The sequence below is a fragment of the Alkaliphilus metalliredigens QYMF genome (assembly GCF_000016985.1).
GTDB lineage: Bacteria > Bacillota > Clostridia > Peptostreptococcales > Natronincolaceae > Alkaliphilus_A > Alkaliphilus_A metalliredigens.
This window is the reverse complement of sequence record NC_009633.1, coordinates 4,500,042-4,516,645: the sequence shown is the minus strand read 5'-3', so window position 1 is coordinate 4,516,645 and position 16,604 is coordinate 4,500,042. Positions and strand designations below refer to the sequence as shown.

29 protein-coding genes are annotated in these 16,604 nt (G+C 35.9%); 27 read left to right on the top strand and 2 right to left on the bottom strand.

All coding sequences use genetic code 11. The features are described from left to right. Positions 1-73 precede the first annotated feature (73 nt). Together ric and AMET_RS21985 are read left to right on the top strand one after the other, a co-directional pair. The gene (gene ric / locus AMET_RS21990) at positions 74-787 is read left to right on the top strand and encodes an iron-sulfur cluster repair di-iron protein (RefSeq protein WP_012065367.1); all 714 of its coding nucleotides are present in this window, start codon (positions 74-76) and stop codon (positions 785-787) included. 355 nt (positions 788-1,142) lie between these two features. Next, positions 1,143-3,002: an IS1634 family transposase gene (locus tag AMET_RS21985; protein WP_041720256.1), complete on the top strand. Its 1,860-nt coding sequence runs from the start codon at positions 1,143-1,145 to the stop codon at positions 3,000-3,002. A gap of 752 nt (positions 3,003-3,754) precedes the next feature. Here AMET_RS21985 and AMET_RS24620 read toward each other — a convergent pair. Continuing rightward, positions 3,755-4,519 carry a helix-turn-helix domain-containing protein gene (locus tag AMET_RS24620; RefSeq protein WP_011971519.1) on the bottom strand — a complete coding sequence of 255 codons (765 nt, stop codon included), beginning with the start codon at positions 4,517-4,519 and terminating at the stop codon, positions 3,755-3,757. A gap of 307 nt (positions 4,520-4,826) precedes the next feature. On the opposite strand from AMET_RS24620, the gene AMET_RS25295 reads away from it, so the two are divergent. Beyond that, positions 4,827-5,006, top strand: a complete 180-nt coding sequence (locus tag AMET_RS25295) for a hypothetical protein (RefSeq protein WP_012063119.1) — start codon at positions 4,827-4,829, stop codon at positions 5,004-5,006. Here the strand turns inward: AMET_RS25295 and AMET_RS21975 are convergent. Beyond that, the gene (locus AMET_RS21975; protein WP_041720233.1) at positions 5,003-5,251 is read right to left on the bottom strand and encodes a hypothetical protein; all 249 of its coding nucleotides are present in this window, start codon (positions 5,249-5,251) and stop codon (positions 5,003-5,005) included. The genes AMET_RS25295 and AMET_RS21975 overlap by 4 nt on opposite strands. A 100-nt stretch (positions 5,252-5,351) precedes the next feature. Here AMET_RS21975 and AMET_RS21970 point away from each other — a divergent pair, with 100 nt between their 5' ends. The 24 genes from AMET_RS21970 to AMET_RS21870 all read left to right on the top strand — a co-directional run bounded on the left by AMET_RS21970 (position 5,352) and on the right by AMET_RS21870 (position 16,591). Continuing rightward, positions 5,352-5,558: a hypothetical protein gene (locus AMET_RS21970; RefSeq protein WP_011971521.1), complete on the top strand. Its 207-nt coding sequence runs from the start codon at positions 5,352-5,354 to the stop codon at positions 5,556-5,558. Positions 5,559-5,574: 16 nt separating this feature from the next. Further along, on the top strand, positions 5,575-6,003 hold the full coding sequence (locus tag AMET_RS21965) for a BC1881 family protein (protein ID WP_041720235.1): 429 nt from the start codon (positions 5,575-5,577) through the stop codon (positions 6,001-6,003). 24 nt (positions 6,004-6,027) lie between these two features. Further along, entirely contained in the window at positions 6,028-6,252 is a 225-nt protein-coding gene (locus AMET_RS21960) for a transcriptional regulator (protein ID WP_011971523.1), read from the top strand. Between the two features lie 158 nt (positions 6,253-6,410). Further along, positions 6,411-8,048 carry a transposase domain-containing protein gene (locus AMET_RS21955; RefSeq protein ID WP_049765319.1) on the top strand — a complete coding sequence of 546 codons (1,638 nt, stop codon included), beginning with the start codon at positions 6,411-6,413 and terminating at the stop codon, positions 8,046-8,048. After that, complete coding sequence (locus AMET_RS24615) at positions 7,987-8,469, top strand: Mu transposase C-terminal domain-containing protein (protein WP_049765318.1); 483 nt, start codon at positions 7,987-7,989, stop codon at positions 8,467-8,469. Before AMET_RS21955 ends, AMET_RS24615 begins: the two co-directional genes overlap by 62 nt. A 15-nt stretch (positions 8,470-8,484) precedes the next feature. Then, positions 8,485-9,408 carry an AAA family ATPase gene (locus tag AMET_RS21950; protein WP_011971525.1) on the top strand — a complete coding sequence of 308 codons (924 nt, stop codon included), beginning with the start codon at positions 8,485-8,487 and terminating at the stop codon, positions 9,406-9,408. Continuing rightward, positions 9,408-9,662 carry a hypothetical protein gene (locus tag AMET_RS21945; RefSeq protein ID WP_011971526.1) on the top strand — a complete coding sequence of 85 codons (255 nt, stop codon included), beginning with the start codon at positions 9,408-9,410 and terminating at the stop codon, positions 9,660-9,662. Before AMET_RS21950 ends, AMET_RS21945 begins: the two co-directional genes overlap by 1 nt. Before the next feature lies 1 nt (position 9,663). Beyond that, positions 9,664-9,891, top strand: a complete 228-nt coding sequence (locus AMET_RS21940) for a hypothetical protein (protein WP_011971527.1) — start codon at positions 9,664-9,666, stop codon at positions 9,889-9,891. Beyond that, the gene (locus tag AMET_RS21935) at positions 9,866-10,624 is read left to right on the top strand and encodes a hypothetical protein (protein WP_041720237.1); all 759 of its coding nucleotides are present in this window, start codon (positions 9,866-9,868) and stop codon (positions 10,622-10,624) included. The genes AMET_RS21940 and AMET_RS21935 overlap by 26 nt, the downstream gene beginning before the upstream one ends. A gap of 1 nt (position 10,625) precedes the next feature. Continuing rightward, on the top strand, positions 10,626-10,865 hold the full coding sequence (locus AMET_RS21930; RefSeq protein WP_012063120.1) for an AbrB/MazE/SpoVT family DNA-binding domain-containing protein: 240 nt from the start codon (positions 10,626-10,628) through the stop codon (positions 10,863-10,865). Beyond that, complete coding sequence (locus AMET_RS21925) at positions 10,858-11,511, top strand: hypothetical protein (protein ID WP_011971530.1); 654 nt, start codon at positions 10,858-10,860, stop codon at positions 11,509-11,511. Before AMET_RS21930 ends, AMET_RS21925 begins: the two co-directional genes overlap by 8 nt. A gap of 49 nt (positions 11,512-11,560) precedes the next feature. Next, positions 11,561-11,989 (top strand): regulatory protein GemA, encoded by a 429-nt coding sequence (locus AMET_RS21920; RefSeq protein WP_011971531.1) that lies wholly within the window; start codon positions 11,561-11,563, stop codon positions 11,987-11,989. Beyond that, positions 11,982-12,206 (top strand): hypothetical protein, encoded by a 225-nt coding sequence (locus tag AMET_RS21915; RefSeq protein ID WP_011971532.1) that lies wholly within the window; start codon positions 11,982-11,984, stop codon positions 12,204-12,206. The genes AMET_RS21920 and AMET_RS21915 overlap by 8 nt, the downstream gene beginning before the upstream one ends. Before the next feature lie 70 nt (positions 12,207-12,276). Next, positions 12,277-12,438, top strand: a complete 162-nt coding sequence (locus tag AMET_RS26065; RefSeq protein WP_011971533.1) for a hypothetical protein — start codon at positions 12,277-12,279, stop codon at positions 12,436-12,438. A 4-nt stretch (positions 12,439-12,442) separates the two neighbouring features. After that, complete coding sequence (locus AMET_RS21910) at positions 12,443-13,099, top strand: sigma-70 family RNA polymerase sigma factor (protein ID WP_011971534.1); 657 nt, start codon at positions 12,443-12,445, stop codon at positions 13,097-13,099. Positions 13,100-13,114: 15 nt separating this feature from the next. After that, positions 13,115-13,507, top strand: a complete 393-nt coding sequence (locus tag AMET_RS21905) for a hypothetical protein (RefSeq protein WP_041720240.1) — start codon at positions 13,115-13,117, stop codon at positions 13,505-13,507. A gap of 32 nt (positions 13,508-13,539) precedes the next feature. Continuing rightward, the gene (locus AMET_RS26060) at positions 13,540-13,680 is read left to right on the top strand and encodes a hypothetical protein (protein WP_157047129.1); all 141 of its coding nucleotides are present in this window, start codon (positions 13,540-13,542) and stop codon (positions 13,678-13,680) included. A 120-nt stretch (positions 13,681-13,800) separates the two neighbouring features. After that, positions 13,801-14,112 carry a hypothetical protein gene (locus tag AMET_RS21900; protein WP_011971536.1) on the top strand — a complete coding sequence of 104 codons (312 nt, stop codon included), beginning with the start codon at positions 13,801-13,803 and terminating at the stop codon, positions 14,110-14,112. A 43-nt stretch (positions 14,113-14,155) separates the two neighbouring features. Next, on the top strand, positions 14,156-14,494 hold the full coding sequence (locus AMET_RS21895) for a hypothetical protein (protein ID WP_011971537.1): 339 nt from the start codon (positions 14,156-14,158) through the stop codon (positions 14,492-14,494). Between the two features lie 30 nt (positions 14,495-14,524). Further along, a complete protein-coding gene (locus tag AMET_RS21890; protein WP_011971538.1) occupies positions 14,525-14,746 on the top strand; it encodes a hypothetical protein in 222 nt (73 codons plus the stop codon). 169 nt (positions 14,747-14,915) lie between these two features. Continuing rightward, positions 14,916-15,134, top strand: a complete 219-nt coding sequence (locus AMET_RS21885) for a hypothetical protein (RefSeq protein ID WP_041720243.1) — start codon at positions 14,916-14,918, stop codon at positions 15,132-15,134. Between the two features lie 18 nt (positions 15,135-15,152). Further along, a complete protein-coding gene (locus AMET_RS21880) occupies positions 15,153-15,332 on the top strand; it encodes a hypothetical protein (protein WP_011971541.1) in 180 nt (59 codons plus the stop codon). A gap of 51 nt (positions 15,333-15,383) precedes the next feature. Beyond that, entirely contained in the window at positions 15,384-15,851 is a 468-nt protein-coding gene (locus tag AMET_RS21875; protein WP_198135371.1) for a 3D domain-containing protein, read from the top strand. Between the two features lie 14 nt (positions 15,852-15,865). Continuing rightward, entirely contained in the window at positions 15,866-16,591 is a 726-nt protein-coding gene (locus tag AMET_RS21870) for a phosphodiester glycosidase family protein (protein WP_041720244.1), read from the top strand. The last annotated feature ends 13 nt before the right edge of the window (positions 16,592-16,604 follow it).

The following is a 16,604-nucleotide window of genomic DNA, read 5'->3' as shown; positions in this document are numbered from 1 at the left end:
AGCCATGACATCGGAAATATAGTATTCTTTCATTAAAGAGAGAAAATAATCAATTTTAAATGGAGGGTTTTAAATGAAAAATATATTTTCAGGTGAAGATAAGGTTGGAGAAATCGTAGCAAAATGTCCCAAGGCAAGTGAAGTTTTTCAAAAGTATCAAATTGATTTTTGCTGTGGAGGAGATCGATCATTAAGGGTTGTGTTACAAGAACAAAACCTAAATGAAGAAAGAGTATTAAGTGCATTAACTGAAGCACACAATAAAGTAATGAGCCTACAGGATAAAGGGATCGACTGGCAGATGGCACCATTTAGTGATTTGATTGACCACGTTATCAGTACACATCACACTTATTTAGTGAGGGAATTACCAAAACTAAGTGATTTAACCACAAAGATTTATCGGGTGCACGGTGTGGATCATGGCAAAGTACTTTCAAAGGTACACAAGTTATTTCACAGCTTAAAAATGGAACTAGATCAGCATCTAATTAAAGAGGAAGAGATTCTTTTCCCGTTGATAAAAGCCTATGAGGCACAGCCATCTAATGAGTTGCTAGTCAAGGCAATTAACGTAATAGATGAATTAGAATCTGAACATGAAGGGGCAGGAGATATTCTTAAGGAACTTAGACATATTACGGATCAGTATCAGGTACCAAGTGGCGGATGCCATTCCTATGAGTTAACTTTTAAAGGATTGGAAATGTTAGAGTCAGATCTGTTCCAGCACATCCATCTTGAGAATAATATTTTGTTTCCTAGATTAGAAGCACTGAAAAAGTAATTAAACAAGTTTTAGTATGTTTATACGGAGGAAATCTTCATAATATAGAAAAGATAATTCTTTACTACAATAACATAAAAAGAGTAAAGTTCAGCGATTCTATGTCGCAGGACTTTACTCTTTTTATTAAAGTAACCCTATTATTTTAAAAACTAAAGAAGAGAAAACAGAATAACGATGGAACCAACAGTCCAAGTATAACCTGACTTCAGAACATAAATTCAGAACAAATGATGAGTAAATGTTTAAATTTGAACATTTCTCATTATTTTTTTGTTTATTTACGCCCACGACTTGTCGTGGTGAATAATATGATGTATAATGTAGTTAGAGGGATTTTATGGAGGGATTGTGCATGTATATTAGTAAATCTAAAAGACCAAATGGTAAGTATTTCATATCAATTGCTAAGGGGATTAGAGATCCTGAAACTAAGAAATCAAAAAAAATTCAGATTAAAGGTTTTGGTACTCATGATTTGGATTCTAAATCAGGTAAGAAAGCTCTTGTGCAAGCTGAAGCTGAGCTAAAAGAAATGATTAGACTAGATGAAGCTTCTCGAGGATTTGAAAACTTTGAAGATTTTATTGTATCCATGTCAAAAGATAAGCTTTCTCTTAAGCATAAAAATATTGGCTATCTACCATACTTAGAAATCTTTAACCAATTGAAATTACAAAGTTTCTTTTCTAAGATGGTCAAAGACTCTAAACTTGATTATTCTTTTAGCGATATGATGTTCTATCAAGTACTTGGTAGATTATTCAATCCTTCTAGTAAGCTTGAAGTAGCTACTAGAAAGGATGATTTCCTGTATGATTTTAATTTTGTAAATAACGATAATATTTATTCCTCTTTGGATGTTTTTTCTGGATTTAATAAACATAAATCTAAAGCGTTACAAGATGGCATTCAAGTCATAAACGATATGGAGATTCTCTTAGATACCGTTGATTCAGAGGCTAAAAAAATATTAGAAACTAACATAAACAATACCTCTCACGAATTAGAAGAACTAATAACGTCTTATGATAGTAATTTTGAAATGAATGAAAACAAACTTTTCAAACATCTCAATAAACATATGGAAAAGATTGTTCCAGAAAGAAATATATCTTTAGCCTTTTATGACTGCACAACCTATTACTTTGAGTCTTTTGATGAAGACGGTTTTAGAGAAAGAGGCATGAGTAAGGATAATAAAAGAAATGAAACACAAGTGGTTATGGGTTTATTAATAGACACAAATGGCATCCCTATTTCCTATAGGCTTTTCAAAGGCAACAAACATGAATTACATACCATGGAAGAGGTCATTGACGATATATTAAATAATTACACCATAAAAGAAATTATTATCGTTGCTGACAGAGGCTTAAATTCAAGGGCTAACTTAGAAATGATCCGTGGCAAAGGGCTTAACTACATTGTAGGTTCTAAGGGCAGTGCAGTGCCTAAAGATCTAAAAGAGAAGAAATTCAATTCATCTTGGAACATCACTTCTAAAGCCGAGGCTAAATATAAAAGCGGCTATATCACCAGTAAAAGAAAAGTGAGTCACAATGATGAAACCTATGATGAATTAATCATAAAAAAATATTCAGATGTCTACAAAGAACGGGAGATGTTTAAACAAGATAAAATGCTTGAAAGAGCGAAAAAAAATATAAAAGATTTTACAATTAATTCAACAACTAAATCTAAAAGCAAGTATTACAAAGCTGTTGATAATCCTAAAGAGAAAATAAACATTGAGATCGATGAAGAAAAAATTAAACAAGAACAAGAGAATTTCGGATATTTTTACATCGTTACCAATAAAGTAGAGATGAATCCAGCAGATATAATGGTGGCTTATAAATCCCTGTATAAAATTGAAGAGTCCTTCAGAATATTAAAAACAAATTTAAAAGCAAGACCTGTGTATCACTTTAAAGAACGAAGAATCCGGTCACATTTTTTAATTTGTTATTTGGCCTTAGTCATCCAGAGAGTATTAGAGTATAAATTAGAAGAGAAAAACGTTGAAATATCTACCCATGAAATAATCAATGGTCTAGAAGGGTTTGTTATAGATGAGATTGATTACAAAGTAGACAAATTATATATGATCTCAGACAAATTATTTAAGAGCAAAATAAACCAAGACATATTTAAAATTGAAAAGAATGTTCTACTGAGTAATGAAATCTCCAATATAATTAAAAAGATGTAGTGAGTGCAAAACAAAAATAAAAAGTACTGAAACCTCTGTAAACAGATGGCTTCAGCACTTTTTATTATGAATGATGTTCCGAAGTCAGGAGCACATCCATCTTGAGAATAATATTTTGTTTCCTAGATTAGAAGCACTGAATGTAGATTTGTAAGATAACCTGCATAAGACACAGGGTAAAATTAGAACCGGGATAGGTCGAGTTAAGTCACGACAAACCCAGTTATCATGGGAAGCCTAGGGGGAAGTCGGTGTGGAGTGGGATAGGCCTGCGGGATAATTGCAAATTAAAATGCAAATTAAATTTAAAATCAAACGTAAAAGCACTTAAACCTTTGTAATATAAGGGTTTAAGTGCTTTTTTACGTTTTTTGAATTTTAATAAGCAATGGGACATTTTTGAAAAACTCAAAAACCGTTAGTCGAAACGTTAGTGAACGTTACAATTAACAAAATAAAATTCAAGAATTGAGTAAAATCAACCGTTACTAGAGTTTCATCATAAAAAAACAAAGTTGGTTTTTAACCATAATATGTAAAAAATACACTGCAAATTGCCAAAAAGCAATTGAACAAAATCGAGTCTTTTGATAAAACCTGTTCAATTGAAGTTTTTGCAATAGGTAGAAGGCTACAATACGATAAAAATAAGACAAAAAGCAATTGAACAAAAAAACAGTGTATTTTGTATGAAAACTCCAACAAATGGGACAAAAAATAACGTTAGAAAACTCTAACAAAAGACATAAAAATTAAGCCATCTTTTTTTCACTGGCTGCTGCTTGTTCATCGTTTCTGTTGTCTCCATTCGTGGATCTGGATGAGCGTCCCTTTTTGTTACCTTTTTCATGCTTGAATGTAATCATATGTGCAATTTCTTCCTGGTCACTCCTGGATAATTCCCTGAAAAAGTGAAGTGTATCTTGCTCAAATTGAGTCAAGGAATGCCCGAAGTCTGCGTTTTCGGATTTGTATTCCTTATCTATTACTTCTTCTGGATCGAGCAAGAAAAGTGGAAGCACCGAAAGTTCCTTGCATATCCGGTGGATCACATAGGAAGGGATAACCTTTTTTCCTGACTCATAATCCTTTAAAGCCTGTGGTTTAATATTTATAGCTGCTGCCAGCTGCTCAACATCCATCTTGGCATCTTCTCTAACGTGAGTAATATTTTTTCCTATTTCAATGTTATAACGAACGATGTCTTCCACTTGATGGAAGTAAGAAGCTTCTGACTCTGCTACTAGATCCTGTTCTATTACCGGTTCTTGAAAAATAAAATTAGCTGCTTTTTCAGGACCTTTGCCCTTGCCTGTTAGCAACCAATCAATTGAAACTTTGAGAACATCAGATAACTTAACGAGAATTTCGGCATTTGGCACTCTATTGCCATTTATGTAGTTACTCATAGCGTTTTTAGATATTCCAGATGATCTGCATACATCAACAGCTTTAATTCCAAGCACTTCAAGTGATTTTTCTATTCTTTTCCCTACTGTAGAAAAGTTCTCAATCATTACAAACTCCCCCTTAATGTTCTCCTTATTTGTATTAATGTGTTTCTATGTTGAAATAATGAGAATTAATTATTGACTTAGTTCTCATTTGTGGTATAATTTAATTATGTTAGAACTTTCCTACAAACATTTTACCATATTTAAGAAGTATTAACCAAACATATGTATTGTGTACATCCTTTCACGGGTTTTTATCTTAAAGACCTGTATAGAGCTGCAAGGCACACCCTGCATGGTGCCGGAGAAAGAAGGATTTAATGTAGATAAGTATATTTCTTTGAAAATTCAACGTTGAGAGGAGGTGAAAATGATGGTTGAAAAAGATGTAGTTATTAATAAAATAATCAAATTGATAGTTGATGAAATGGAAGAAGAGGGGAAGGGCAATTTAACCGCTCTATACACTATTGGAGTTTTAAAAGAAGCAATAGGGAGAGTAGAGGGAACTGCCCTTATGACCCCAGCAAGAAAGAGTATAAGAGATTAGTCGTTACTTAAAGCAGTTTTAGCACGATTATCAACCGAGATAGTACTGTCATAACGAATTTTGCCATCTACCATAGTTCTAAAATCATGAAGCGCTTCAATGTAGGCTTGGTAATACAGAAATTCATTTGTTGACTCTTTAAGCTTTTCGGACTTAGATATTTTCAGGATAGCTAAGTCGTGAGCTAGTAACTCGGGATCGACATAAAATCCTTTCCCATTAATATCATGTTGTTTGTATTTCATAAGGTTCACCCCCTTCCTATATCACAAAATTCTACAAAGAAGAGGGACAAACCTTTAAAAGGTATCAATTAAATATAAACAAAGGAAAGGAGGCTTAGATATGAAGCTAACATTGCAGCATATCAGGAATTTAAACGAGCAGCAATGGGACAGGCTGAAAGAAATTACATTATTACACACCAGGTTAGCGAAGGAGCACATAGACATTTTTAATACACCTGGTGTGGAGCTAAGAAAGCAGGAGCTAAAAAGACAGATTGTAGCATTACGAAGTGAAAGAGATGAAATACTGGCTACTGCTAGCTAAAGAAGGGGGCGTTTATGTGATAGAGAAAAGAAAGGTTGGCAAGGGTGGATCTATAAGGTATAAAAACAAAAATTATACATCTAATGTGCTGAAGAAGTACGTAGGCAGGACGTTTGAAATAGAACCTTTGTTAGAAGTAAATGTGCTTTGGGTGTTCGATGATGAGAAGAGTAGGATTTGTGAAGCAAGGCAAGAGGGTGTTTCTTTCGAAGAAACATTTGGGATTGCTAAGAAAGAAGAAGTTAAGGGGGACGATGATGTGTTCTTTGGACTAGGAAAGAAGCTAAAGGACTACAAGGAGAAGGAGCTAGCTAAAGAACTAGCCAATCGACATGGAGCTAAGATGATTAAAGTAAGTCCGGGGCAATTTTATCAAGTGAAGGGAAATGGTTCTCGCATTAAAGAGGAAGGACCTGCAACGATATTTGTCATTAGGAACAACTAGTGTAAGAGGAAGGTGGTGAGACATATGAGGAAGAACAAGATGACAGAATTTGGTCTATGGATCAAGCAAAGCCTTCTAGAGCTGGATATGACTCAGCGAGAATTAAGTGAAAGCATAGGCATAGATGAAAGGTTTCTCTCTATGATTTTGTATGGACTGCGCCCTGGCTATGATTACCGTGACAAAATTCGATCTGTAATCGAAGGTGAACAGGCAAAAAAGATAGCGGTAAAAAGTAAAACGGCATGAAAGGAGAACCAATGAAGGGGAATATCTTAGCAAAAAAGAAAAGAGGCATCGCACCAGAGCGACACCTCGAAAAACTAGGATAATTAGAAACTGACAGTACGAGTTCTAATCCCCTTCATTATACACTCTCCCCATGCCAACTGTAAAGGGGGGATATCTTGGAAGCATACATTAGCATAGAGGAAGCGGCTAAGCTAGAAGGAGTTGCCTACTATACGCTTTATAGAAAAATTCAGCGTAACAAAGAAGACTTTGAAACAACAATTGAGCCGTCGGAGAGCGGTGGGAAGGATAGGGTGATGGTAGCCCTGGACTCATTAACTAAAAAAGCTCGACGAACTTATAAAGCAAAGCATGAAGTTCCTGATAATAAAGAGGAAGCTCCTTGGTATACCCAAGTGGACATATCTTGGTACAGAAAGAACTACAGTAAATATTTTTATGAGGCGGTGGAGATTTCTAAGCAAATTGAAATCTATCTCAATTATGAAGGGAAAAACAAAACGAAATTCGCAACGGAAATTGCAAAAAAGTTAGAGGTTAGCAGTCGAACGTTACTAAGTCGCGTGAAAGATTATATAGAAGCTAAAGCCTGGGCAGATACCATGGAAGAAGCTAGCAAGAAAAATTATGACTATTTCATGGTTCTTGCTTTATGCCGAAAGCCACGGGAGAAAAACCAATTCCCGTCTCTGACGGAGCCGGTGAAGACGAAAATTGAAAATATCTTTTATTCCAAAGTATTCCAAGAGAACAATCAACCGCTGACAAACCTATACGAAGACCTGGAGGATTGGACAATTGAAAAAGGATTACCTCTCCCTAGCTATGACACCGTATGGAGATACATTGGACATATAGAGAAGGAAGACGGAGAAGGGGCAACTGCATTAGTGGCTAGAGGGAAACGGCAGTGGAAGAATGATTTTATGATGAAACGGAAAAGAGACGTTGAAAGTCTTCAAGTACTGGAAGTGCTGCAAGGAGATGTTCATTCATTTGACTGTTGGGTGTCTGTGAGAAGATCCAATGGAAAGCTCCAAGCAATACGTCCTGCATTGGTTGGTTGGTTGGATATGAGAAGTAGAACTTTAGTGGGTTGGGCTGTTGCAGAGAATCCTGATGCACTCATCATCAAGAAGAGTTTGATAAATGCTTTTTATCCTAAAGTAAATTCATTACTACCTTACGGGGTTTGTAAATATCTCTTGATTGACAATGGGAAAGAGTATACGGCGGAATCTCTAACAGGAAGGTCTAGAAAAATCAGGGTACAACTGGATGCAGACGTGAAAGGTTTTTACCGTAGCATAGGTATTGAAGATGATATGAGATCTCTTCCATTCCAACCGTGGAGCAAGGCGCAAGTGGAGAGATTTTTTGGAACTGTATGTGAGAAGTTCACAAAGAGAACGATTAGTTACACCGGCACGTTAACGGGATCAAAGACCGACGCCAAGGTGAAGAAAGATATTGCAAAGATGCTAGAAAATGGCGAGTTAATGACAATGGAAGAATTTGCACAGAAATTTGAAAAATGGGTGGTAGAAAAGTATCATACGAGGGTCCATGGCGGATTAAAGGATCAAGGGGAAGAAAGCCCTGTTCCAGTCGATGTATTTCACCACGCTGAAAGATATTATAAAGCAGCGCCACCATTGGAATATGCTTTAAGTCTCTTATTAGAAAGTGAAGAGCGAAGTGTAACCAACATGGGAATCAAGATTACACGGGATGGGAAGGCAATTTACCTATCAAAATCAAGATTTATCAAAATACATTGGACAAAGAGTTGATATCAGGTACCATCCAGAAGATATTACAAGAATTTATGTTTATAACAAAGAAGGTAAAAAAGTTTGTGAAGCTGTATCTTATGAACTGTTACGAATCGCACCAAAACTGTCACAAAAGGCCTTTGAAGAGCACAATAAAGATCAAAAACGTCATTTAAGAAATGAGACTGATAAAGTAAAATATCGCCAGATGACTTACGAGGAAAGACAGCAGCATGAGAAAGATATTATTGAAAATGCTGATAAAAAGATTGTCACACCTGAAATGGCGAATAAGAATGACAAAGTTGTGGCGATTCCCCAGGACGAACAATATAAAGATGAACTCAAACACAAAAAGACAAAGCAAAAAAGTGATGAGAATGAATATTTTGAACGTCAATCGGCGAAAGCCTTAGCTGCACTAAAAAAACTAGGATAGAAAGGATGATTAATAATGGCAGTACAACTATATAGAAATGCACCGGAGCTTGCACAGGAGATGGAGGAGCTTTTAAAGAGAACTGGCATGAGTAAAGAAAAAGCAAGCAAGGAGATTGGGTACAGCAGAACTGCATTATCTAGATACTTATCAGGTGACTATGAATCAATCGAGTTAGAACTTGCAATCAGAAGGTTTTTAGATGAAAAACAGGCAGGAAAAGAGAAGGTAGTGCGACAACTAAGAGATGAACTTTTCATTACGCGAGATGTGGAGGACATCATGGGAGTATGCCAGGGGTGCCAAGAAGATCAAGGGCTTGGTGTTATCGTAGGTAAATCAGGCTTTGGAAAGACCGAAACATTGAAGGAATATGCAAAGCTAGACCGAGTGTGTTATGTGGAATGTGATGATTCCATGGGAAGTAGAGACTTAGTGGAGGCTATTGAAGAAGCTATAGGGCTGCCTCAGGGTTACGGTTCGATCTGGAAAAGAGTCAAGGGAATTAAGGAATTTTTCGAAGTGAATCGAGGGTACCTCTTAATCGTGGACGAAGCTGACAAGCTAGTTACAAAGTACACACAAAAAAAGATGGAGATTCTTAGAACAATATTTGACCAGGACACAGTAGGTTTGGTTATTGCCGGAGAACCGAAATTAGAGAGCATGGTAAAGGGCTTTATTGCCAGATTTGCTAACAGAGTAGATTTCTGCATTACTCTTAAAGGCTTGTCTAGGGAAGAAGTAATTGAGTACTTACAGTTTTGCAAAATATCTGATAGAGCAAGGGAAGAACTGATTATTCGTGGCACGAATAGTAACACTGGCTGCTTCCGCTTATTGGATCGAACACTGAGAAACGTATTACGCCTGGTGGAAGACGAACGAGAAATTGACCTGAAGACAATCGAAAAGGTTAGTAAAATGATGATGCTGTAATGGCAAGTGGCTGTATTTTAGACACCTGTTGGGTGTGTGATGATCTCGTTTGGGAAGATGATTGGATTCTCTACAATGAACAATTCATCCACCCAGCATGTGCAGAAAACAAAACGCAATTGATGAAAGATAAAGCCAGCCGACTCCACTATGAGGATGAAATGACAGAAGACCTACAGATGTTGAAGCGTATGCTGGGAAGCTGCCAGAAGGAAATAGAGCGGTTAGAAAACTTAATAAAAAGGAGGGCGTAAAATGGAAGATGTCTTGATCAAGATGGAAGGAGCTGCACAACGGAAGAGACTTGAAGAAAATTTAAAGGTAAATATCAATAGCCTGGTGGAGGGTTTAGAAACAAAAGAAAGGACGATTGAAGAGATAAAAAACTACATCGAAAAAGAATACATCGGCAAAGGAGCTTTAAAGCTCTTTATCAATCGAGTAGAAGCCAAAGGAAATGTTGGAATTTCAAAAGGGAGATAGGATTAAAGTCACTTGCAACTCTAAAAAGCCTAAGAGTTCAAAATCCTTCGAAGGTATCGTTGTAGGTGAATATGACGGCTTCATTACCATCCATCAAGGAAGTTACATTGTTACCACATCGAAGTTGGAAGTTATCAATGGGAACACCACGATAGAAGTATTAGAAAAGGGGGAAACAGAGACTGTGCCTAGGAAAAAAAGTATTGATAAAGAAACCTTGCTCAAAGAATGCATAGCATATGGTTGGAACAATACTGCTATTGAAACAATTAGTGAGAAGTATGGCTTATCAAAGTTAACAATCAAAACCTACTATGGTAAGTGGGGCATCGCGGATCTGATAGCAGAAAAAAGAGATAAAAGTGAAGTTGATGAACTGTTCGAGAATATTAGAAAAGAAGAGGACGAGATTGATTCCAAGAAAGAGACTGACCTTGATTGGAAAGCAAATGATCGCTTAACCAAAGTTATCAATGAAGCTGGATTGTCAAAAGTTAGAACAAAAGCCCAAGAAGCTATAGGAGAGGCGCCACATTCTGAGAAGGGGACTTTAAGAAAGGTAATGACAATATATAAAGGAGACATAATGGAATATGAAATAGATAAAGCCACCATAAAGATTCGCAACGAAGAAAATTATGATAACTACATTATTGTGGCCAAGGAAGAGATATTGAAATTTGTTAATGAGCTCCATGAGCTTACAAAAAATATAATTGAGGAGGCAAAATAATATGAAAACAAAAAAGATTAATAAAAGTGGAGGGTTCACCATTCCTTCGGACATCAGAAGAGAAATTGACATGGACAAAGGGCAAGCAGTTGATATTGAGGTAGAGGCAGGGAAGTTGATAATCTCAAAGCATACTCCAAGATGTATGTTCTGTAGAACTATTGATGGTGTGGTAAGGTACCAAAACAACCATGTATGCTCTAAATGTATTAAAGAAATGGGGGACAAGGTAGATGGATAACATCAAAAAAGTGGTTAATGAACTTGCTAAGTGGGATGCACTGATGGCAGATGGCAGAAAAGAAATGAACAAACATAAACTTTCCATACAGAATGAAGCTGCATCCGCGTTGGAAAATAGCAAGGTAAAGCAAGTAAAGTTTTATGGTGATGACAGCAACTGTGCAATAGTTACCACTGCTGAAAAGGTTGAGTTGGTAAGCATTGAGTATTTAAGAGGAGTAATACCAGAGAACATTCTGAAGGATTTTGCTAAAGAAGAGATACAGTATAAGCTTACAGCACCTTTTAAGAATGTCGTCGGGCCTTTGGTAAGTGGGAATTACACTGAGAGAAAGGTGCTAGATATCATCGAAGAAATGAACCTTTCAGAGGGTAAAGCAAAAGTAGCTAAAAAGAAGCTGAAGGGTAATTTTGAAAAGGATGTAGAATTTCTGAAGACTATAGGACATAGCCAAGAAGAAGCAGAGCATTGGGCTTATTTTATTACAGAGGCAGCAGCTTGGGAAAGAATCGTGAACTTCATGGAAGTATCAGGGTACGAAGAAGGGACACCGGGGTTTCAGGATGCAATTAAAAAACTAAAACATGCTGTTATCGTAGATGAGACATTGAAGATCGGCGTTGAATATGAAAAAGATGAATAGGGACTAGTTTTACTAGTCCTTTTTCATAAAAAAGATAGGAGCTGGCAGTATGGAAGTTATTACAGGTTTGCAAATAAAGAAGATATGGGCGACTGCTAGAGAGATTGGATTAGAAAAGGAAGATCTATACACGATCATTTATAGAGAATCTAAGAAGGAAAGCATGAAGCAATTGACAAAAGCGCAAGCCAACAAAGTAATTGATGCGATGGTTAGGCCCAAGAAGAAGAAAAAGCAAAAAAGAACAGATGATGGTGGTAGAAGTTCGACGAAGGCTCAAAGACAGACTATCTACAGAATGACAGAAGAATTAGGTTGGAACAATGACAATGACAGAATCAATGGATTTGTAAAGAAAATGTTTGAGGTAGAGCGCCTTGAGTGGCTGGACGGTTATGGATGTAGCAGGCTAATCGAAATATTAAAGAAGATGATTAAAAGAATTGAAGTGGAGAAGGTGGTTGAGAAGGATGGCTAAACAAATGATTAGTATCAAAATTGACATTGAGTTTGATATTGAAGACATGAAAAAGTCATTAAAGGAACGGGGAATTCTACCAAACAAAGCTAATACAGACAGAATGGTCAAGATGATTCGGAGCGGAAGGTTTCTAATGAATAAAGGTTTTTTAGCTGGTCAACCCATGGATAAAGAAACACTTCTGATGTATGGATTCACATTTGAAAATGAATGATGTGACGAAGGAACAACTCAATAAAAGCTGCTAATTTGCAAAATAAGTTGCAAAAAAAGGGGGGACAAACGTGCTTCCATCCAAAGAGGAATTTGTGGAAAAGGTTATTGAGTTAAGAACTAAACAAAGGGAGCAGAAGCAAAGAGATTATATGGCGTATGTAAAAGGAGCAACTGTAAGAATGGCCTCTAGAAAATGTAACTGGAAATTAAGAGGAAGTCGCTCTAGCTGAGGCGGTGGAAAAATTGTTACACAAGGTGAATTTTAAAGAACCCATGACAGAAGAGGAAAGTAAACGTTTGATAAATCAATTTAGGGAATTGAATAATGAAGAAATTCGAAAACACCTTATCGAACGAAACTTGAGGTTGGTAGCATATGAAGCTTATAAGTATAAAAATCAAGATAGTGAAGACATATTTAGTGTAGGTTGCATTGGCTTGATTAAAGCAATAGATAGCTATGATCCTAGCAAGCAAACACGATTTGATACTTATGCTAATAGATGCATACAAAACGAAATACTCCTGTATATCAAAAGACTTAAAAAAGGGAGTAGATGGACATTCGTGAGGTTAGATGCTAAAAACTTAAGCTTTGATGATGGATCTAGTATCTATAATTTTGAAACATTAGCTAGTGACGAAAATCTAGAAGAAAGTTTTATTGGAAGAGAAGAGAAGCTCATAGCTAGATCGATCATAAAGGATAATCTAATTGAAGAAAGCATTGAAGAACAATCTACTAAAAGGCAAATGGCTATAAGGCTAAGATATCAGGGATTAACACAAATAGATGTATCACAAAGACTAGGTATATCTCAAAGTTATGTTGCTAGGATCGAGAAGAGATACCAGGATAAGCTTTATCAAAAGTTAAGAAAAATGTTTTGAAGAGGAGTGCTGCTAATGAAATCGGAAGAATGGAAAAAGGTGGAGGTTAAGCTTGAAAGCTTTTATACATCAGTGAAACTGGATTGTGATGGATATGAAGTCACATTAAAGTTAGAGAGGATGGGACAATTTAAAAATGTCATAGCCGTCTATGTAAATGGTTCTATAAAAGGAAAGTGGTATCTTGAAGATTGCGAGGAAAGGCGTAGGTTCTTCAAACCAACGACCAGGTCAATGTTCTCTCAAAAGGATAAAAAAGAAGCTTATAAGAAGTTATCAAAGAAGCTTCTTAAAGAGATGGAAGAAAGATTCAAGTATACTACTTATCAACCCTATTGGACTTCATTCAAGTCATTAAAGAGTCACTTGATTAAGAACAATAATGTGATTGAGTTAATAGCAAGTTAAACAAATTTATTTGAAAAATAAGGGGGATACACATGATATTAAAATTAAAATTTTGGATGAAATGTCTAAGGGTTGTATGGGATGAGAGAGAACACAGAACTTGCAGGAACAAGTTAAGAAGGCTAGCGAGGAAGTTTGAAAAGATAAGACAGGAAGTCGGGTTGGAAAAGTAATCATTAAGTGAAAGGAGAATGAAGATGGATAAATGCATAGACTGTCCATATGCTACAGAAGATGGGGATTGCACGCATGAAGGTGGTTACTGCCTATAATTTAGAAGAGAAGACTTCTAATTGAAACGGAAAAGCAAAGAGGTGATGAAATTGGAGCTACTTGTAAAAGTTAAAAATCTGAAAGTAGGCGAAAAAATCACTATACAATTACAAAGTTGGATAGGTAGTGTAAGTGATGAAAAAGTAACTTATATGGGCGAAATAAGGCATCATGGCTATTACAAAAGAAAACAAGGAGGTTCTTGGGCGTTATCTCCTTGCGAAATTTATAATATTCCATGTTACAAAATACAAGTAAAGCCATATAAAAAGAGAACGATATTTGAATTAGCGTTAAATGGTGATATAAAAGAGATTGAATTAGGATGGTAAGTCGCATTTTTTTAGATTATGCGACATGAAAGGATGGATAAAAATGTATGAGTTAAAATGTAACAAATGTAATAACGAATGGAAAACACACACAATATCTGAAACAACTAGATTTTTATGCGTTTGTTCAAAATGTGGAAGCACAGACGTAGAACCATTTATTAAAATGAAATGTATTAAAGGTTTTTCATTGGAAATGAGCGATGACAATGGGTTTACAATAGAAAATGAATATACAGCTATAGAAGAAGGTACTATTTGGAATATCCAGAAAGATTCATTTAGAGTTGTTGGTGGAGAAATTAGACTAACTAATGATGAATTAGGGTGGTTAGAATTGTCGCAAGAAACACTTGAAGAAAATTTTGAAACTGTAAGTTAAGTCACATTGCAATAAAAAGGAGAAGCATACATGTCAGTCATAGTCGTTAAAAATAATATATTTAATGTGAATAAAATAGTAAATGTTCAAAGGCTACATATAACTGGCAGTAATCCATTTTATGAATTAGCTGTGAGTTGTATTGACAAGAAAATATATAGAGTGAGATATGAAATGCACGAGGAAGAACTACTAGAAGTTGATTTTGAAGATTTTAGATATAAACTTGATCAATTAACTTTATTTAGATAAATAGGCAAGTTATCAACAAGAAAGGATGAAAAGCATGACCAAAATAAAGGATGAATGTTTGTTTTGCAGTAAACGAATTTGTAACACAAGAATTGTTAGAACAGAAGAACCCCAATATGATGAAGTGGCTTGCTATCAACACATAGAATAGTTGGAAGGAGGCGAAAGTATGTTTTTGAAAAAGATAAGACCCTTAAAAGCAATACCTATAAACAGAGAAGATAATCAGTTAGATCCAGATAATCTCGGATTATTAATGAGTTTAGCTCACTGGAGGGATTATGAGTACAAATATGGTAGCTTTAAAAAGGCAAAGAATATACAAAAATCTATAAGAAATATAATGGCTACCAAAAATGCTTATAGAAAATCCAAAAGTGGACATTAACGAAAGGGGTCCCAAGTGATGAAACTTAAAGTTCTAGAAGAGATTGTGGACTTAACCAAAAGCATTATAAGAGATATTTCAGAACCCGATAAGGTATGCATATGTGCTAAAAGAATACAATTTTTAGCTGAAAAAGAAGCATTAGCAAAAGAAGATTATAAAAGGTATCTAGGAAGCGTCCTTGATCCTAGAGACTAACTACTAAATGCTATTTGTAAGAAAAGGGGGATATTGCTTTTAATGGTTATCATGGCTAGTACGAATACTACTGTAAAAGAACACCAGAAACAAAATGAAGAGCTATGGATGCAGATTGATAAGCTGAATTTGGAAAAAGATTTATTGAATAAAAACATAATTAACGAAAAAGAGCTCATCAAAGAACTTCAGGAACAAATAGAGAGATTAGAAGTAATTAGAGCTAAAGTAACGGCCTACAGCCCTAGTGATGATCGAAATGGAATAAATGCAGATGCTAATCCCAGCATAACATCAACAGGAAAAACACCAGGTAAAATATATGCAGCAGCAGATCCCAAGCGCCTCCCTTATGGCACTAAGATATACATACCTAACTTTGGAGAAGTAGAGATTCAAGATACTGGGGGAGCTTTAAGAAATGATAAGAAAAATGTAAGGATAGACATATTCAAGGAGACTTATGAGGGTGCAATTGCATGGGGAATACAGGATTTAGATATTAGATTAGTATACTAAGGGGGATAAGTAAATTGAAATTACAAATAATGAAGTACACAATGAGAAGGTACGATACTACTATTCATGTACTCGAAGTACCAAAACAAGGTGTTGTCATAATGCCTTGCTTGGGAGATAGAACAAAGCGACAACCGGTGCAACAGATAAGACATTCGTATTTTGAAGCTAACGGATACAAGAGAATCGGTGCAGTTAACGGTGGATTCTTTGATGGAAATAGAACGCTTCCTTACGGAATGTTCTACGTAGACTCTGGATTCCTGCTTTCTGAAAGCTGGGCAGGGGACGCATTTTTAGAGCTAGTTCACGAGAACGGTAAATTACACATTGATGATATTACAGCCAATCAACTGAAAACTAAGTATAAAAAAGCAAATTGGGCAATATCATTGTCATACAGCTTGGTAGTCGGTGGGAAAATGAACATTATGAAAGGTGACAAGTTTCCCTTTACAAACCAATCACATCCCCGGACATTGATAGGTGACAATCAGGAAAATTATATATTCGTTGTAACAGAAGGTAGAATGACTAAAGAAAAAGGATTGACTGCTGTAGAGAGCGCAAGGGTAATGTTAGAACTCGGATGTAATACAGCTATTAATGCGGATGGCGGTGGAAGCTCCGCCATGGATGTAGAAGGCAAGATTCAAAACAAGTACTATGACAACAGAGCTGTAGCGGATGGCATCTTGATCTATACAAAGGAGCCATATGAAATTACGGGAAAAAAGTAGATAGCCCTCCATC

Bases quoted from the DNA above. Each gene is read 5' to 3' on its own strand.
- AMET_RS21930 (WP_012063120.1), top strand. From the start codon at position 10,626: ATGAAAACAAAAAAGATTAATAAAAGTGGAGGGTTCACCATTCCTTCG.
- AMET_RS21960 (WP_011971523.1), top strand. From the start codon at position 6,028: ATGAGGAAGAACAAGATGACAGAATTTGGTCTATGGATCAAGCAAAGC.
- AMET_RS26060 (WP_157047129.1), top strand. From the start codon at position 13,540: ATGATATTAAAATTAAAATTTTGGATGAAATGTCTAAGGGTTGTATGG.
- AMET_RS21920 (WP_011971531.1), top strand. From the start codon at position 11,561: ATGGAAGTTATTACAGGTTTGCAAATAAAGAAGATATGGGCGACTGCT.
- AMET_RS21940 (WP_011971527.1), top strand. From the start codon at position 9,664: ATGGAAGATGTCTTGATCAAGATGGAAGGAGCTGCACAACGGAAGAGA.
- AMET_RS21915 (WP_011971532.1), top strand. From the start codon at position 11,982: ATGGCTAAACAAATGATTAGTATCAAAATTGACATTGAGTTTGATATT.
- AMET_RS24615 (WP_049765318.1), top strand. From the start codon at position 7,987: ATGGGAAGGCAATTTACCTATCAAAATCAAGATTTATCAAAATACATT.
- AMET_RS21905 (WP_041720240.1), top strand. From the start codon at position 13,115: ATGAAATCGGAAGAATGGAAAAAGGTGGAGGTTAAGCTTGAAAGCTTT.
- AMET_RS25295 (WP_012063119.1), top strand. From the start codon at position 4,827: ATGATGGTTGAAAAAGATGTAGTTATTAATAAAATAATCAAATTGATA.
- AMET_RS21970 (WP_011971521.1), top strand. From the start codon at position 5,352: ATGAAGCTAACATTGCAGCATATCAGGAATTTAAACGAGCAGCAATGG.
- AMET_RS21950 (WP_011971525.1), top strand. From the start codon at position 8,485: ATGGCAGTACAACTATATAGAAATGCACCGGAGCTTGCACAGGAGATG.
- AMET_RS21925 (WP_011971530.1), top strand. From the start codon at position 10,858: ATGGATAACATCAAAAAAGTGGTTAATGAACTTGCTAAGTGGGATGCA.
- AMET_RS21975 (WP_041720233.1), bottom strand. From the start codon at position 5,251: ATGAAATACAAACAACATGATATTAATGGGAAAGGATTTTATGTCGAT.
- AMET_RS21895 (WP_011971537.1), top strand. From the start codon at position 14,156: ATGTATGAGTTAAAATGTAACAAATGTAATAACGAATGGAAAACACAC.
- AMET_RS21935 (WP_041720237.1), top strand. From the start codon at position 9,866: ATGTTGGAATTTCAAAAGGGAGATAGGATTAAAGTCACTTGCAACTCT.
- AMET_RS21880 (WP_011971541.1), top strand. From the start codon at position 15,153: ATGAAACTTAAAGTTCTAGAAGAGATTGTGGACTTAACCAAAAGCATT.
- ric (WP_012065367.1), top strand. From the start codon at position 74: ATGAAAAATATATTTTCAGGTGAAGATAAGGTTGGAGAAATCGTAGCA.
- AMET_RS21885 (WP_041720243.1), top strand. From the start codon at position 14,916: ATGTTTTTGAAAAAGATAAGACCCTTAAAAGCAATACCTATAAACAGA.
- AMET_RS21890 (WP_011971538.1), top strand. From the start codon at position 14,525: ATGTCAGTCATAGTCGTTAAAAATAATATATTTAATGTGAATAAAATA.
- AMET_RS24620 (WP_011971519.1), bottom strand. From the start codon at position 4,519: ATGATTGAGAACTTTTCTACAGTAGGGAAAAGAATAGAAAAATCACTT.
- AMET_RS21985 (WP_041720256.1), top strand. From the start codon at position 1,143: ATGTATATTAGTAAATCTAAAAGACCAAATGGTAAGTATTTCATATCA.
- AMET_RS21875 (WP_198135371.1), top strand. From the start codon at position 15,384: ATGGCTAGTACGAATACTACTGTAAAAGAACACCAGAAACAAAATGAA.
- AMET_RS21945 (WP_011971526.1), top strand. From the start codon at position 9,408: ATGGCAAGTGGCTGTATTTTAGACACCTGTTGGGTGTGTGATGATCTC.